The organism is Flavobacterium franklandianum (genome assembly GCF_007097365.1).
GTDB lineage: Bacteria > Bacteroidota > Bacteroidia > Flavobacteriales > Flavobacteriaceae > Flavobacterium > Flavobacterium franklandianum.
In genome coordinates, this window is record NZ_VJZR01000013.1 from 1 (window position 1) to 15640 (window position 15640).

The 15640-nt window shown below is 36.3% G+C and carries 9 protein-coding genes; 5 read left to right on the forward strand and 4 right to left on the reverse strand.

Features of this window, described 5'->3' with window-relative positions; genetic code table 11:
- The first annotated feature begins 367 nt into the window (after window positions 1-367).
- The 5 genes from FNW17_RS12915 (at window position 368) to FNW17_RS12935 (ending at window position 8326) form a co-directional block, all read left to right on the forward strand.
- Entirely contained in the window at window positions 368-2140 is a 1773-nt protein-coding gene (locus FNW17_RS12915) for an AMP-dependent synthetase/ligase (RefSeq protein ID WP_143391441.1), read from the forward strand.
- 187 nt (window positions 2141-2327) lie between these two features.
- Window positions 2328-2759: a MarR family winged helix-turn-helix transcriptional regulator gene (locus FNW17_RS12920; protein WP_143391442.1), complete on the forward strand. Its 432-nt coding sequence runs from the start codon at window positions 2328-2330 to the stop codon at window positions 2757-2759.
- 76 nt (window positions 2760-2835) lie between these two features.
- Window positions 2836-5226: a 3-hydroxyacyl-CoA dehydrogenase/enoyl-CoA hydratase family protein gene (locus FNW17_RS12925; protein ID WP_143391443.1), complete on the forward strand. Its 2391-nt coding sequence runs from the start codon at window positions 2836-2838 to the stop codon at window positions 5224-5226.
- Window positions 5227-5325: 99 nt separating this feature from the next.
- Window positions 5326-6507 (forward strand): acetyl-CoA C-acyltransferase, encoded by a 1182-nt coding sequence (locus tag FNW17_RS12930; RefSeq protein WP_143391444.1) that lies wholly within the window; start codon window positions 5326-5328, stop codon window positions 6505-6507.
- A gap of 28 nt (window positions 6508-6535) precedes the next feature.
- Window positions 6536-8326 (forward strand): acyl-CoA dehydrogenase family protein, encoded by a 1791-nt coding sequence (locus tag FNW17_RS12935; RefSeq protein ID WP_144071846.1) that lies wholly within the window; start codon window positions 6536-6538, stop codon window positions 8324-8326.
- A gap of 93 nt (window positions 8327-8419) precedes the next feature.
- Here the strand turns inward: FNW17_RS12935 and FNW17_RS12940 are convergent, their stop codons facing one another.
- Genes FNW17_RS12940 through FNW17_RS12955 form a run of 4 tightly spaced genes read right to left on the reverse strand, consistent with a single transcriptional unit; the run spans window position 8420 to window position 15569 of the window.
- Window positions 8420-8932 (reverse strand): hypothetical protein, encoded by a 513-nt coding sequence (locus FNW17_RS12940; RefSeq protein ID WP_144071847.1) that lies wholly within the window; start codon window positions 8930-8932, stop codon window positions 8420-8422.
- A 35-nt stretch (window positions 8933-8967) separates the two neighbouring features.
- Window positions 8968-10086, reverse strand: a complete 1119-nt coding sequence (locus FNW17_RS12945) for a VIT1/CCC1 transporter family protein (protein WP_144071848.1) — start codon at window positions 10084-10086, stop codon at window positions 8968-8970.
- Between the two features lie 10 nt (window positions 10087-10096).
- Window positions 10097-11215, reverse strand: coding sequence for an efflux RND transporter periplasmic adaptor subunit (locus FNW17_RS12950; RefSeq protein WP_144071849.1), 1119 nt, complete (start codon window positions 11213-11215; stop codon window positions 10097-10099).
- Window positions 11216-11225: 10 nt separating this feature from the next.
- Window positions 11226-15569 (reverse strand): CusA/CzcA family heavy metal efflux RND transporter, encoded by a 4344-nt coding sequence (locus FNW17_RS12955; protein WP_144071850.1) that lies wholly within the window; start codon window positions 15567-15569, stop codon window positions 11226-11228.
- Between the last annotated feature and the right edge of the window lie 71 nt (window positions 15570-15640).

Sequence of the window (15640 nt, forward strand, 5' to 3'; positions counted from 1 at the left end):
TGTTCGCTCATCAAACAAATGTACTAATCTTTTTTACTTATGACCCCGAGGCAGAGCCTCGAGGAATTCTTTTGATTAAATTTAAGTTATTTACGAATTAATTAATTATAATGCAAAGATGAGTGGGATTATTAGATAGTAACTTACAGAATATTTCGTAAAAGTTATATAATTGCCACATATATTCAATAAGTAATTATAAAACTAAATTTACATTTTTTCAATTCTAGTCGAATCCAAAATTGTGACTTAAAAAATATTATACTATTGCATTTTATAGACTTTGGATCTTTGAACTCCTTTTTTTGTAAAAAAGACAAAAACATCATTTTTTTTACTAATTTGCAATAAATTAATAAATTTAAAAATGACCAAAATCACCAGATTATTTGATTTTCCGTATTTCCAATTAGAGCATTACAACATTCCTGATGCGTTGGTTACCAAGTATAACGGTGTTTGGGTAAAAACTTCGACCGAAGAATATATTGCAAAAGCTAATGCTATTTCGAGAGCTTTATTGCGATTGGGAATTCAAAAAGACGATAAAATTGCCGTTATTTCTACCAATAATAGAACCGAATGGAATATTATGGACATTGGAATTTTACAAGTTGGTGCACAAAATGTTCCAATATATCCCACAATTTCCGAAACAGATTATGAATACATATTAAATCATTCTGAATCTATCTACTGTTTTGTATCCGATGTCGAAGTCTTGAGAAAAGTAAATTTAATAAAACAAAATCTTCCTAATTTAAAGGAAATATTTTCTTTTGATACTATCGAAGGTTGCAAAAATTGGGAAGAATTGCTTGTTCTTGGTCAAGACCAAAACAATCAAGACGTAGTCGAAGTCCGAAAAAACAATGTCAAACCCGAAGATTTAGCTACTATAATATATACTTCTGGAACTACAGGAAAACCAAAAGGCGTAATGCTTTCACACAAAAATATCGTGTCAAATGTCTTGGATAGCGCTCCGAGAATCCCTTTCGAAAAGGGAAAAAGTCGCGCTATGAGCTTTTTGCCTATTTGTCACATTTTCGAACGAATGATTTTGTATTTGTATCAATATTATGGAGTTTCGGTATATTTTGGTGAATCGATTGAAAAAATAAGTGACAATATTAAAGAAGTTAGACCCACTGTAATGACAGCCGTTCCTAGGCTTATAGAAAAAGTATATGACAAAATATATTCAAAAGGACTAGAATTAAAAGGAATCAAAAGAAAATTATTCTTTTGGGCAGTAGATTTAGGATTAAAATACGAACCCTATGGTGCCAATGGATTTTGGTATGAATTGCAATTAAAAATTGCAAGAAAACTCATTTTTAGCAAATGGAAAGAAGGTTTGGGAGGTAATCTAGATTTATTGGTTTCAGGAAGTGCTGCTTTACAACCAAGACTTGCCAGAGTTTTCGCTGCAGCAGAAATGCCGGTTGTTGAAGGATATGGATTGACCGAAACTTCTCCTGTAATTGCGGTAAACGATATGCGGAATTTTGGTTTCAAAGTTGGAACAGTTGGAAAATTAATCGATAATGTAGAAGTTAAAATTGCCGAAGACGGCGAAATCCTTTGCAAAGGTCCCAATGTAATGATGGGCTATTTTAGAGATGAAGCCTTGACAAAAGAGGTTTTGGCAAATGGTTATTTTCACACAGGCGATATTGGCGATATTGATAAAGAAGGGTTTCTTAAAATTACCGATCGAAAGAAAGAAATGTTTAAAACCTCAGGAGGAAAATATATTTCACCACAATTACTTGAAAATGCCATGAAACAATCCCGTTTTATAGAGCAAATTATGGTTATTGGAGACGGTCAAAAAATGCCTGCAGCTTTCATTCAACCTAACTTTGAATTCGTAAAAACTTGGGAAAAATTACACGGAATTCAAGTGGGAACAACCAACAAAGAAATTATTTCGAACCCTAAAGTAATTGAACGCATTCAGGAAGAAATAGATATTCTAAACGAGAAATTTGGGAATTGGGAAAAAATCAAACGATTCGAATTAACTCCTGATATTTGGTCTATTAATGAGGGTCACCTCACTCCAACATTGAAACTCAGACGAAAAATTGTTATGGAAAAATACATTGATTTATTCCATAAAATTTATAATTAAACAGCCGATACATTTAAATTGCACATAAAGAATAATTTTTCTTATTTTACATAAATAAATTTAATCTATAAACTCTTCAAGTAATTGAAGAGTTTTTTATACAATATTAACAAATTTAAAATTATTTATCTATTTATTATGCGTGCATAGTATTTTTTTATTATCTTTGAAAAACCATAAAATAAATATGAAAGACAAAACTATAGATTTTATCCTCCGGGCAACCTGGCAAGCAGTGTCCAGAATGTACAACGAAGAAGCAACAAAATATGGCGCCACAATGGCTACGGGTTTCACTTTATTAAGTATCGATAAAGAAGAAGGCACGCCTTCGACCGCATTAGGGCCAAAGATGGGAATGGAAGCTTCAAGTTTGACAAGGACCTTAAAAAATATGGAAGAAAAAGGGCTAATTTACAAAAAACCAAACCCAGTAGATGGTCGTGGTGTTTTAATATACTTAACCGATTTTGGAAAAGAAAAAAGAGCACTTTCAAAAGAAACTGTCATAAAATTTAATGAAGTCATAAGACAAAATGTATCAGCCGAAAAATTAGAACATTTTATGGAGGTTTCTGAAATCATTAACGAGTTGATTGCAGAAAAGAAAATATTTTGATTCAAAAATTGTCTCTTACAAAAAGATATTACAAATCAAGTAAAGCTATAAACAAAAAAAACATAAACCGTTTAAAATGAAACGATCAATTAAAAAAGTTGCCGTTGTAGGATCTGGAATTATGGGTTCGGGAATTGCTTGTCATTTTGCCAATATTGGAGTTGAAGTTTTGCTTTTGGATATTATTCCAAAAGAACTTACTGAAGTCGAATCCAAAAAAGGACTGACTATTGACAGCAAAATTGTTCGCAACCGTATAGTAAACGAACATTTCCAAAATGCTTTAAAATCAAAGCCATCCCCTATTTACCATTCAAAATTTGCTAGCCGAATCACGACCGGAAATACAACCGATGATATGGCAAAAATCGCTAATGTCGATTGGATTATCGAGGTGGTCGTGGAGCGTTTGGATATCAAAAAAATGGTGTTTGAACAAATAGAAAAATACCGAAAACCGGGAACTTTGGTCACATCAAACACCTCTGGAATTCCAATTCATTTTATGAGCGAAGGACGAAGTGAAGATTTTCAGAAACATTTTTGTGGCACGCACTTTTTCAATCCAGCGCGTTACTTAAAATTATTCGAAATTATTCCTGGTCCACAAACTTCAACCGAGGTTTTAGAATTCCTAACTATATATGGAGAGAAATTCTTGGGTAAAACTTCGGTTGTAGCCAAAGATACTCCTGCATTTATTGGAAACAGAATTGGAATTTACGGAATCCAAAGTTTGTTTCATTTGGTTAAAGAACTGGGATTGACTATCGAAGAAGTTGATAAACTAACAGGACCTGTTATTGGAAGGCCAAAATCGGCTACTTTCAGAACAGTTGACGTGGTTGGATTGGATACTTTAGTACACGTAGCCAACGGAATTTACGAAAATTGTCCAAACGACGAACAACATGATTTGTTTAAACTTCCGGATTTTGTCAACAAAATGATGGAAAATAAATGGTTGGGAAGTAAAACAGGGCAAGGATTTTACAAAAAAGTAGAAAGAGATATTCTGTCTTTAGATTTGGACACTTTAGAATATCGTCCAGCCAAAAAAGCTTCGTTTGCTACTTTAGAATTAACCAAAACTATTGATAAACCTATTGATCGTTTCAAAGTTTTGATAAAAGGTAAAGATAAAGCCGGAGAATTCTACAGAAGAAGTTTTGCTGGAATGTTTGCTTACGTTTCCAGTAGAATTCCTGAAATCACAGACGAATTTTACAAAATTGACGATGCAATGAAAGCCGGTTTTGGTTGGGAAAATGGTCCTTTCGAAATTTGGGATGCCATAGGTGTGGCAAAAGGAATCGAAATGATTAAAGACGAAGGCTTAAGCTCACCAGCTTGGGTTAGTGATATGTTAGCTTCAGGAAGTTCCAGTTTTTATTCCATTAAAGAAGGAGCAACTTATTTCTATAATATACCGAATAAAACGCAGACCAAAGTTCCGGGGCAAGATGCTTTTATCATCCTGAACAACATTCGCGAAAGCAAAAAAGTATGGAGCAATAGCGGTGCTATTATCCAAGATTTAGGCGACGGGATTTTGAATTTAGAATTTCAATCCAAGATGAACACTATTGGTGGCGATGTTTTGCAGGCCATCAATAAAGCCATTGATTTATCCGAAAAGGAATACCAAGGGTTGGTTATTGGAAACCAAGGAGCAAATTTCTCAGTTGGTGCCAATATCGGAATGATCTTTATGATGGCGGTCGAGCAAGAATATGACGAATTGAATATGGCTATCAAAATGTTTCAAGATACGATGATGCGGGTTCGCTATTCTGGAATTCCAGTTGTGGTTGCTCCTCACGGAATGACGTTGGGTGGTGGCTGCGAAATGAGTATGCACGCTGATAAAGTAGTTGCTGCCGCAGAAACTTATATTGGTTTGGTCGAATTTGGAGTTGGAGTAATTCCTGGTGGTGGCGGATCGAAAGAAATGGCATTGCGAGCTTCGGATTTATTCCGTAAAAATGATGTGGAACTGAATGTATTACAAGAATATTTCTTGACTGTGGCTATGGCCAAAGTTTCGACTTCTGCTTATGAAGCCTTTGACTTGGGAATATTGCAACACGGAAAAGATGTTATAGTGGTCAACAGAGATCGTCAAATTGCCGAAGCCAAAAAACACGCTTTAATTATGGCGGAAGCTGGTTACACCCAACCTATTCGTAGAAACGACGTGAAAGTACTAGGAAAACAAGCTTTGGGAATGTTCTTAGTAGGAACTGACCAGATGGAAGCTGGAAAATACATCTCAGAACACGACAAGAAAATTGCCAACAAACTAGCCTATGTAATGGCTGGTGGCGATTTATCTGAACCAACATTAGTAAGTGAGCAATACTTATTGGATATTGAAAGAGAAGCATTTTTATCACTTTGCACGGAAAGAAAAACATTGGAACGTATCCAATTTATGTTAACCAAAGGGAAACCACTTCGTAATTAGAAAATAGATAAAAGACGGATAGATTATAGACAAAAACTGTAATCCGAAAAGTCTATCAATCTATTATCTATTCGTCTATCATCTTAAAAAATAAAAAATATGAAAACAGCCTATATAGTAAAAGCATACAGAACCGCCGTGGGAAAAGCACCAAAAGGTGTATTTCGTTTCAAACGTCCTGATGAATTGGCAGCTGAAACCATTCAATTTATGATGAATGAATTGCCTGATTTTGACAAAACCCGCATCGATGATGTGATGGTGGGAAATGCCATGCCCGAAGCCGAACAAGGACTTAATGTGGGACGATTAATTTCCTTGATGGGATTAAAAATCGAAGATGTTCCGGGTGTAACGGTCAATAGATATTGCGCTTCAGGATTAGAAACTATCGGGATGGCGACAGCCAAAATCCAGTCTGGAATGGCGGATTGCATCATTGCAGGTGGCGCCGAAAGTATGAGTTTTATTCCAATGGGAGGTTATAAACCAACACCGGATTATGCTGTTGCAGCAGCTGGACACGAAGATTATTATTGGGGAATGGGATTGACCGCCGAAGCCGTTGCCAAACAATACAACATTTCGAGAGCCGACCAAGATGAGTTTGCTTACCAATCGCATATGAAAGCTTTGAAAGCTCAAGCTGAAGGTAAATTTGACAAACAAATTGTTCCAATAACTATCGAACAAACGTTCATTAATGAAAATGGTAAAAAAGAAACCAAATCGTATATCGTCAATAAAGATGAAGGGCCAAGAGCGGGAACTTCGGTGGAAGCATTGGCAGGGTTAAGACCAGTTTTTGCTGCCGATGGAAGTGTAACAGCTGGAAATTCCTCCCAAATGAGTGATGGAGCCGCTTTCGTTTTGATTATGAGCGAAGAAATGGTCAAAGAGTTAAACCTCTCTCCTATTGCACGTTTAGTAAACTTTGCTTCAGCAGGAGTTGAACCAAGAATTATGGGAATTGGTCCCGTAAAAGCAATCCCAAAAGCATTGAAACAAGCTGGATTGCAGTTGAAAGATATTGATCTAATCGAATTGAACGAAGCTTTTGCATCACAATCATTAGCGGTAATTAGAGAATTGGGATTAAATCCAGATATTGTTAATGTCAATGGAGGAGCGATTGCATTAGGACATCCATTAGGTTGTACAGGTGCAAAATTATCGGTTCAACTATTCGACGAAATGAAACGCAGAGGTAACAAGTATGGAATTGTAAGTATGTGCGTGGGTACAGGACAAGGAAGTGCAGGAATTTATGAATTATTATAATCAGAAAAAAACATCAAAAAAAATAGCTATGTCAGATAAAACACGCGGTGGTCAATTCATCGTAAAAGAAACAAAATGCGAAGACGTCTTCACACCAGAAGATTTCAATGAAGAGCAATTAATGATGCGTGACTCGGTTAAAGAATTTGTAGACAAAGAAATTTGGCCCAACAAAGACCGTTTCGAAAAGAAAGATTATGCCTTAACCGAAGAAACGATGCGAAAAGCAGGAGACTTAGGCTTTCTAAGTGTAGCTGTTCCAGAAGCTTATGGCGGAATGGGAATGGGTTTCGTAAACACGGTTTTGGTATGCGATTATATTTCGGGAGCAACAGGATCTTTCTCTACAGCTTTTGGAGCGCATACTGGAATTGGAACAATGCCAATAACTTTGTATGGAACCGAAGAACAAAAGCAAAAATATGTACCCAAATTGGCTACTGGCGAATGGTTTGGTGCGTATTGTTTGACCGAGCCAGGCGCAGGGAGTGATGCCAATTCAGGAAAAACAAAAGCAATTTTATCTGAAGATGGAAAACAGTATTCCATAACTGGAGGAAAAATGTGGATTTCCAATGCTGGTTTTTGTTCCTTATTTATTGTTTTCGCACGTATTGGCGATGATAAAAATATTACAGGTTTCATTGTAGAAAATGACCCTAGTAATGGAATAACAATGGGCGAAGAAGAACACAAGTTAGGAATTCGGGCTTCGTCGACTCGTCAGGTTTTCTTTGCTGACACCAAAGTTCCTGTCGAAAATATGCTTTCTGAAAGAGGAAACGGTTTCAAAATTGCAATGAATGCCTTGAATGTTGGGCGGATAAAACTAGCTGCCGCTTGTCTTGACGCACAACGAAGAGTAACAACTGGAGCCGTTAAATATGCTAACGAAAGAGTGCAATTTAACACCCCAATTGCACAATTTGGGGCCATTCGATATAAATTGGCTGAAATGGCAACTTCTTGTTATGCTGGCGAAAGCGCAACATATAGAGCTGCAAAAGACATTGAAGATAGAATTTCTACTAGAGAATCTGAGGGAACTTTACACCAAGAAGCAGAATTGAAAGGGGTTGAAGAATTTGCAATTGAGTGTTCCATTTTGAAAGTAGCCGTGTCTGAAGACGTTCAAAACTGTGCTGATGAAGGAATCCAAATTTTTGGAGGTATGGGGTTTTCCGAAGATACTCCTATGGAAAGTGCTTGGCGTGATGCTAGAATTGCGCGTATTTATGAAGGTACCAACGAAATTAACAGAATGCTTTCGGTGGGAATGTTAATCAAAAAAGCATTCAAAGGTCATGTTGATTTATTAGGACCAGCCACAAAAGTTCAGGAAGAATTGATGGGAATTCCATCATTCGATACTCCAGATTATTCTGAATTGTTTGCAGAGGAAAAAGAAATGTTGGTTAAATTGAAAAAAGCATTCCTAATGGTTGCTGGTGGTGCGGTTCAAAAATACGGTCCCGATTTAGAAGGACACCAACAGTTATTAATTGCTGCCGCCGATATATTAATAGAAATCTATATGGCAGAATCAACCCTATTGAGAACCGAAAAATTAGCCAAAAAAATCGGCGAAGCACAAGTACAAGAGCAAATTGCAATGGCTAAATTATATTTATACAAAGCGGTTGATGTGGTTACCCAAAAAGGGAAAGAGAGTGTAATCTCTTTTGCCGAAGGAGATGAACAACGTATGATGTTGATGGGATTACGCCGTTTCACAAAATACACTAATATGCCAAATATCATTGGTTTAAGAGAATTGATTACCACTAAATTAGTCACAGAAAACGAGTATTGTTTCTAATTTTTGCAGCTAGTTTTAACTAGTTTAATTTGTTGTAAAAGAGAGGATAATTTAAAACTATCCTCTCTTTTTGTGTAAAATTATTGGCTGTTTTTAATCGTTAACTTCACTTTCACTTTGTTCTCCAGCAGCTGTATTTTGCTCGGGTCCTGTTACTGGAGTTGCGTTGGCTCTTATTTCTGTATGGCGAATTTCACCACCAGTAGTTCCTGTTTGTTGTGCTAAAAAGGTTGCGCCAATTGCCACGACAAGAACTATAAAAGAAACCAATTGTGCTTTAGCATGTTTCTTATAATTCAAGTACAATCCTGCAAGTGAAATAGCCCCCAAAACATATAAAATAATTGCTAATTTCTCGGCCATTTCCTCATGTTCGTGGATAATTTGTTTTCCTACCGAAGGCATGTCTTCAACCAATTCTTCTGCTCCTTCTCCTGTTCCCATGCTAAATACTGCAAAAATTGCTGCCACAATAAATAAAACATAAGCGGTGCTTTTTACCGAGTTGTTTTTTAAAATAATTCCTGTAATTAGAATTCCTAATCCAAGAATCGTCCCAATAATTGGAAAATGGTTTACTACCAAATGTAAATGTGCGTCGTTCATAATTTTGTTTTTAATGTTAAAATGTTAGTAATTAATTATCCAGCCAATGAAACTCCTATTAAAGTTCCTATTCCATAAGTAACTGCAGCTGCGACCAATCCAAAAGCAACTTGTCGCATTCCCGAAAATAGAATGCTTTTTCCTGTCAATAATGTGATGGCTGCGCCAATGCCAAAAAGCCCTACAACACTACTTCCAATACTCAATAAAATGGCATTTTTTCCATCCAAAATCATAAAAGGATACAACGGAATAATTGCTCCAATGGCAAACAAAATGAAGGATGCAATCGCAGCTTCCCAGGCAGAACCACCCAATTCTTCTTTGTCTATTCCCAATTCCTCTGTAATGATGGCATCTATCGCAGTTTCGGGGGTTTCAAAGGCTTTGTCGGCTAATTTTTGGGCTTCGACAGCATTCATACCTTTAGCTTGATACAGCAAAACCAATTCCTTCTTTTCTTCTTCTGGCGAAGCTTCTAGTTCTTCGGTTTCTAAATCGATTTGGCGTTGGTTTAATTCCCTGGAACTTTGTACCGAAAGCCATTCGCCCAAAGCCATCGAAATTGCTCCAGCCATTAAACCTGCAATTCCAGTCAATAAAATAGTGTCATTAGAAACTGCGGCTCCGGCAACACCCATCACCAAACTCATATTGGAAACTAGCCCATCATTCGAACCTAAAACAGCTGCACGCAACGCATTTCCGCCAACGGATTTGTGACGACTTTCGAATTTAGACAACAATCCGCCTGAAACATTCAAGGCTGAATTATTGTTTACGGCTTCAATGATATTAAGATGATTGTGTTCGAAACCATTAGGCTTCTCCCCTTTTTCAATTTTATTTTTAATGGAATTTAAAGCAAATTGTTTTTCAACATTCGACAAACTGCTGATTATCGAACTGTATCCAAAAAGTTTACCCAATTTCAATTGAAATTTGGCTCTCGAAGACGGTAAAGGCATCACCTGGTTGGGTTCAAACTCCCTAACTTTATCGAGCATATGTTTGGCGTGACCTTTTTCGATTTTGGACAAACTTTGCAAAACACGTGTTAGATTATCGTCAGATTGTACGGCAGCAATACTGTCATACAAAAATGCCGTGTCAACTTCGGTTTGTAATTGTCCTTTTAATTTGATTAAGTCCATAAGTGCATTTTTATTCTGCCAAATCAAAAACACCTTTTACCAGTATTTTTGAGGAAGCGTTAATTTGATTATTAGGAATAATTTCGACTTTTTTTCCGGACTTATCTCCTACAATGACAGCCACTTTTTTGAATGAAAAAATAGTATTCTTTTCGTTATCCAATAAAAGTACGAAATTTTTGTTGTTTTCAGAAATTAATGCATCGGCTGGAATCGCCAGTCCTTTTTTAGAATTGATTTTTATCTTAGCTTCCACAAACATTCCAGTGAGTAATTTTTGTTTGATATTGTCGTCTAAATGGCCGTGGACATTGATTGTTCTGTCGTTTCCTTCAATTGATTTTCCAACCAAATGCACTTCGGCATCGAAAACTTCTTTGGAAGCTTCCGGAACAATAAAATTTATTTTTTGACCCATTTTCACTTTCAAAATATCTTTTTCAAACACGGCTAATTCTAAGTGTAAATGATTGGTATCTACAATTTCTAAAATCACATCCGACGGAGCAACTGGCATTCCAACATTGGCATTCATAATAACAATATCACCCGTAATTGGAGCAAAAATGGCAACAACAGAGGTCAATTTCCCTTTTTCTACATTGCTTGGATTAATGTTTAACAATTGCAATTTAGCTCTTAAACTTTGATACATTCCCAATGTTTTTCGATAATCACTTTCTGCTTTTAGGTAATTTTTTTGGGAACTTATTTTCTCGTCGTAAAGCGTTTTCTGTCTTTCGAATTCCGATTTCAAATATTTAATCTGCTCGGCAACCTCGAGATAATCTTTTTGAATATCAAGGTATTCCGTGTTTTCCAATGTTAAAAGAGCTTGACCTTTAGTCACTTTATCACCAACCAAAAGTTTAGTCGATTTTACATATCCTCCAACAAACGAAGTCACTTGAGCCCGGTTTTGAGGTGGAACGTCAATTTTTCCGGAAGTATTTATGGTGACATCAAAATCCTGTTCTACAGGACTTGCGATTTCCATTCCCGAGGATTGAAATTGATCTTTGGTAACGGTAATTAATCCGTTATCTTTTTTATTCGATTCTTCGGTTTTAGCGTCTTTACAAGAAAGCAAAAGTGACGTTATAGCGAGGGTATATATGATTTTTTTCATTGATAACTTTTTAAAAATTAAGATATTGTAAGTCTAACTGGGTTTTGTTGAATTGCAAAACATTGTCTAAATAATCCACTTGAATGCCTGTAGCATTTTCTAAACTTTGAATATATTGAAAAAAGTCTATTTCTCCTTGTTTATAACTTCTATTTCCGACTTTGATGATTTCTTCCGACAATTTTTTTCCATATTGGTTGTAATAATTGATGGCTTCTTGGTATTTGGCCAATTCATTTATTTTTTGACTGATGTATTTGTCTATTTTTTGCTCTTCGTTTTGTTTTTGTTGTTCCCAAGATTGCAATTCCAATTGGGCTACTTTAGATTTTGCCTTGTTGCCAAAAAAGAATAACGGAATTCCCACTCCAACCTGAAAACCATATAAAGATTGTGATAATCCACTATTTTTTCCCTGGAAATAATCTACATTTATATCGGGCAACCAATGTTGTTTTTGCAATGTAATTTGGTTTTTATAATTTTTTGTAACACTTTCTAAATATTCAGCATACAACAACTTACTTATTTCATTAGCTATGTTACTAATAGGTTCGATTTGACTATTTATAATTACCAATTTTTCTTCGGATTGAACTAACGATTGCAAGATTTCATACTGTGCTTTTTTGTCGTTTTCAATCTGCGAAAGTGTGGTGCTTATCTTTCTGAATTTGGCTTGAGCCGTAATCTTTTCGAGATAATTGGTTTCTCCCAATTCAAATTTCCTATCACTGGCTTTAGAAAAATTTTGGTATAAACTGTCCAAATAGCGATATAATTTTTCTTGGTGTTGCAAATACACAATTTGATGGTAGGTATTGGAAACATTGAAAGTCAGCTTATTTTTTTGAATTTCAAAACTGGAATTTTCCTTCTCGTATTCAGCAGTATTGACGCTTTTTTGCGCACCATAAACCGTTGGGAACGCAAAACGTTGTTGTATACCGAAAACCTTCAAGGGTTCATTGTTTAAGGCCAAATTGTTTTGGTCATAGCTGTAATAAATATTGGTTTTATCAAAAGAATAGGCATTATTAATATTGGCTTTCATTTTATCGACTTGCAATTGAGCGGCTTTAATACTTTTACTATTTTCCAATGCCTTGTCAATCAACATATCCAGTTCATTTGTATTAGAAGCTGACTTTTGAGAAAAAATAACTGAGGTAAACAGCAACCCAAGAATAAGAAAGGTTTTATTTTTATGAATTTTGAATTTGGCTTTCTTGAATTCTTTTCCATCGAAAACTTTGTACAAAATAGGCAAAACCACCATTGTCAAAATCGTAGCTGTAAACAACCCGCCAATAACCACAGTTGCCAGCGGACGTTGCACTTCTGCCCCAGCCGATGAAGAAATCGCCATTGGCAAAAATCCCAATGCAGCTGCTGCAGCTGTCAATATCACAGGACGCAATCTATCGGTTGTTCCTTTTAAAATCAATTCATCCATATCTTCCATTCCGCTGTGTTTTAATTCTTTAAAATGTTCTATCAATACAATTCCGTTGAGTACTGCAATTCCAAAAAGGGCAATGAAACCAACACCTGCCGAGATACTAAAAGGCAAATCTCGCATCCATAAAAACAATACTCCTCCCACTGCCGAAAGCGGAATGGCCGAATACACCATCAAGGCTTCCTTAACACTGCTAAAAGCAAAATACAGCAAGATAAAAATCAAGAATAAAGCTATTGGAACCGCTATAGCCAAACGTGCTTTGGCACTTTGAAGGTTTTCAAATTGTCCTCCATAACTCACTGTGTAACCCACTGGCAATTTGATTTTATTTTCAACAATATTCTGAATATCTAGTACAACACTTTGCAAATCCCGATTTCTTACGTTGATTCCCACCACAATTCTGCGATTGGTATTGTCTCTAGAAATTTTTGCAGGACCTTCGGTATATTCAATATTTGCCAATTCACTTAACGGAATTTGTTCACCGTTTGAAACCGAAACATAAAAATTTCGCAAATCTTCAATGTCTCGACGATTGGTTTTGTCCAAACGAATGACCATATCAAATCGTTTTTCGCCTTCGAAAACATTTCCAACGGTTTTTCCGGCAAAACCAAGTGCGATGATTTCATTCAAATCGGCAATATTCAAGCCATAACGAGCAATTTTGGAACGGTCATAACTAACGGCCATTTGAGGTAGGCCTTCTGTTTTTTCGATAATTACATCCGATGCGCCTTCGACATTTTGAATGGCTTTTTTGATTTCAATGGCTTTTTTTGCCAATACTTCTAAATCCTCACCAAAAATCTTCACCGCCACATCCGAGCGAGTTCCCGAGATTAATTCGTTGAAGCGCATTTCGATAGGTTGCGTAAACTCGATATCCATATTGGGAATTTGTTTCTCGATGGCTGCTTTTATTTTGTCGGCCAATTCGTCTTTACTGGAAGCGGAAACCCATTCGGATTTTGGTTTCAACTTGACAATAACATCGCTTTCCTCCATACTCATTGGATCTGTTGGTACTTCCGCTGCACCAATTCTGCTCACCACTTGCACTACTTCGGGAAAGTTTTTGAGGATAATTTTTTCAATTTTAGTCGTTGTGGCAATCGTTTTTGAAAGCGAAGTTCCTGTTTTTAAAACGGGTTGAATGACAAAATCTCCTTCGTCCAATGTTGGAATAAACTCTCCTCCCATTGTTGCAAACAAACCCATAGCCATAAATAATAATCCAACCGCTCCATACATTACTTTTTTGGTATTGGCCAAAGCCCAAGTGATTACTGGCAAATACCAAGATTTCATCATTTGAATTAGTCGGTTGGAAATTGATTTTGGATTTTCTTCGGTTGGTTTTAAAAATAACGAGGAAACAACGGGAACATAAGTAAAACATAAAAGCATTGCACCTACCAAGGCAAAACTAAAAGTCATTCCCATTGGTTTAAACATTTTGCCTTCGATTCCTGTCAATGAAAGAATTGGAATAAAAACAATCAGGATAATCAATTGTCCAAAAATAGCCGAATTCATCATTTTCGACGCACTTTTATAAGTAATTTGGTCAATCTCTATTTGGCGATCTTCTTTGGATAAAAGTTCCAAACCTTTCGATTTATGTGCAATTTGGAACGCTATAAACTCGACAATAATTACGGCTCCGTCAATGATAATTCCAAAATCGATGGCACCCAAACTCATCAAGTTGGCATCGATTCCAAAAATATTCATCAGTGAAATGGCAAAAAGTAAACATAAGGGAATTACCGATGCGACCACCAATCCCGAACGCCAATTGCCTAGTAATAAAACCACCACAAAAATCACGATTAAACAGCCCAAAATCAAGTTTTCGGCAACGGTAAACGTGGTTTTTCCGACCAATTCGCTACGTTCCAAAAAGCCGTTGATGTAAACGCCTTTTGGCAATCGTTTTTGAATTTCGGCAACTCTGTCTTTAACATCCGAGATGACTTGTTTTGAGTTTCCGCCTTTGAGCATCATTACTTGCCCCAAGACTTTTTCGCCTTCGCCATTGCCAGTTATTGCTCCGAAACGATTGGCATTTCCGTAACGAACTTGGGCCACGTTTTTAACATAAATTGGCAATCCGTTTACATTTTTGACTACGATATTTTCAATGTCCTGAATGGATTTTACCTTTCCTTCGGCGCGAATAAAATAACTTTGATTTGTTTTTTCGATGTAAGCTCCACCAGCAATACTGTTGTTTTTTTCCAAGGCATTGAATACATCCAAAGTTGAGATGTTCATTGCTTTTAAACTAGCTGGAACAATAGCAATTTCATATTGTTTGAGATAGCCACCCCAAGTATTTATCTCGACAACACCTTTGATTCCAGACAATTGCCTTTTGACAACCCAATCCTGAATGGTTCTCAAATCGGTTACGGAGTATTGCGATTTAAATTCTGGTTTTACTTCTAAAGTGTATTGGTAAATTTCGCCCAAACCGGTGGTAATTGGTCCCATTTCCGGAGTTCCAAAGCCTTGCGGAATTTTCTCGGAAGCGGTTTTGATTTTCTCGGCAATGAGTTGGCGAGGAAGATAAGTTCCTAAATCATCATCAAAAACGATGGTTACCACTGATAATCCGAATTTTGATATGGAACGAATTTCTTGTACTCCAGGCAAATTTGCCATTTCAATTTCGACAGGATAGGTAATAAATTGCTCGATATCTTGGGTCGAAAGATTACGTGAAGTCGTAATCACCTGAACTTGATTGTTGGTTACATCTGGAACAGCACCAATGGAGATTTGGGTAATGGAAAAAAGTCCAAAACCAATCACCAAAAGGGTAAAAAGTAAAATAATTAGTTTGTTCCGTAAGCTAAATGCGATAATTTTCTCTAGCATATATTTTCATATTTGTATGGTACAAAAATATTAAGAACTATACAAAAAAGACTTAAGGACTTCTTAAGATA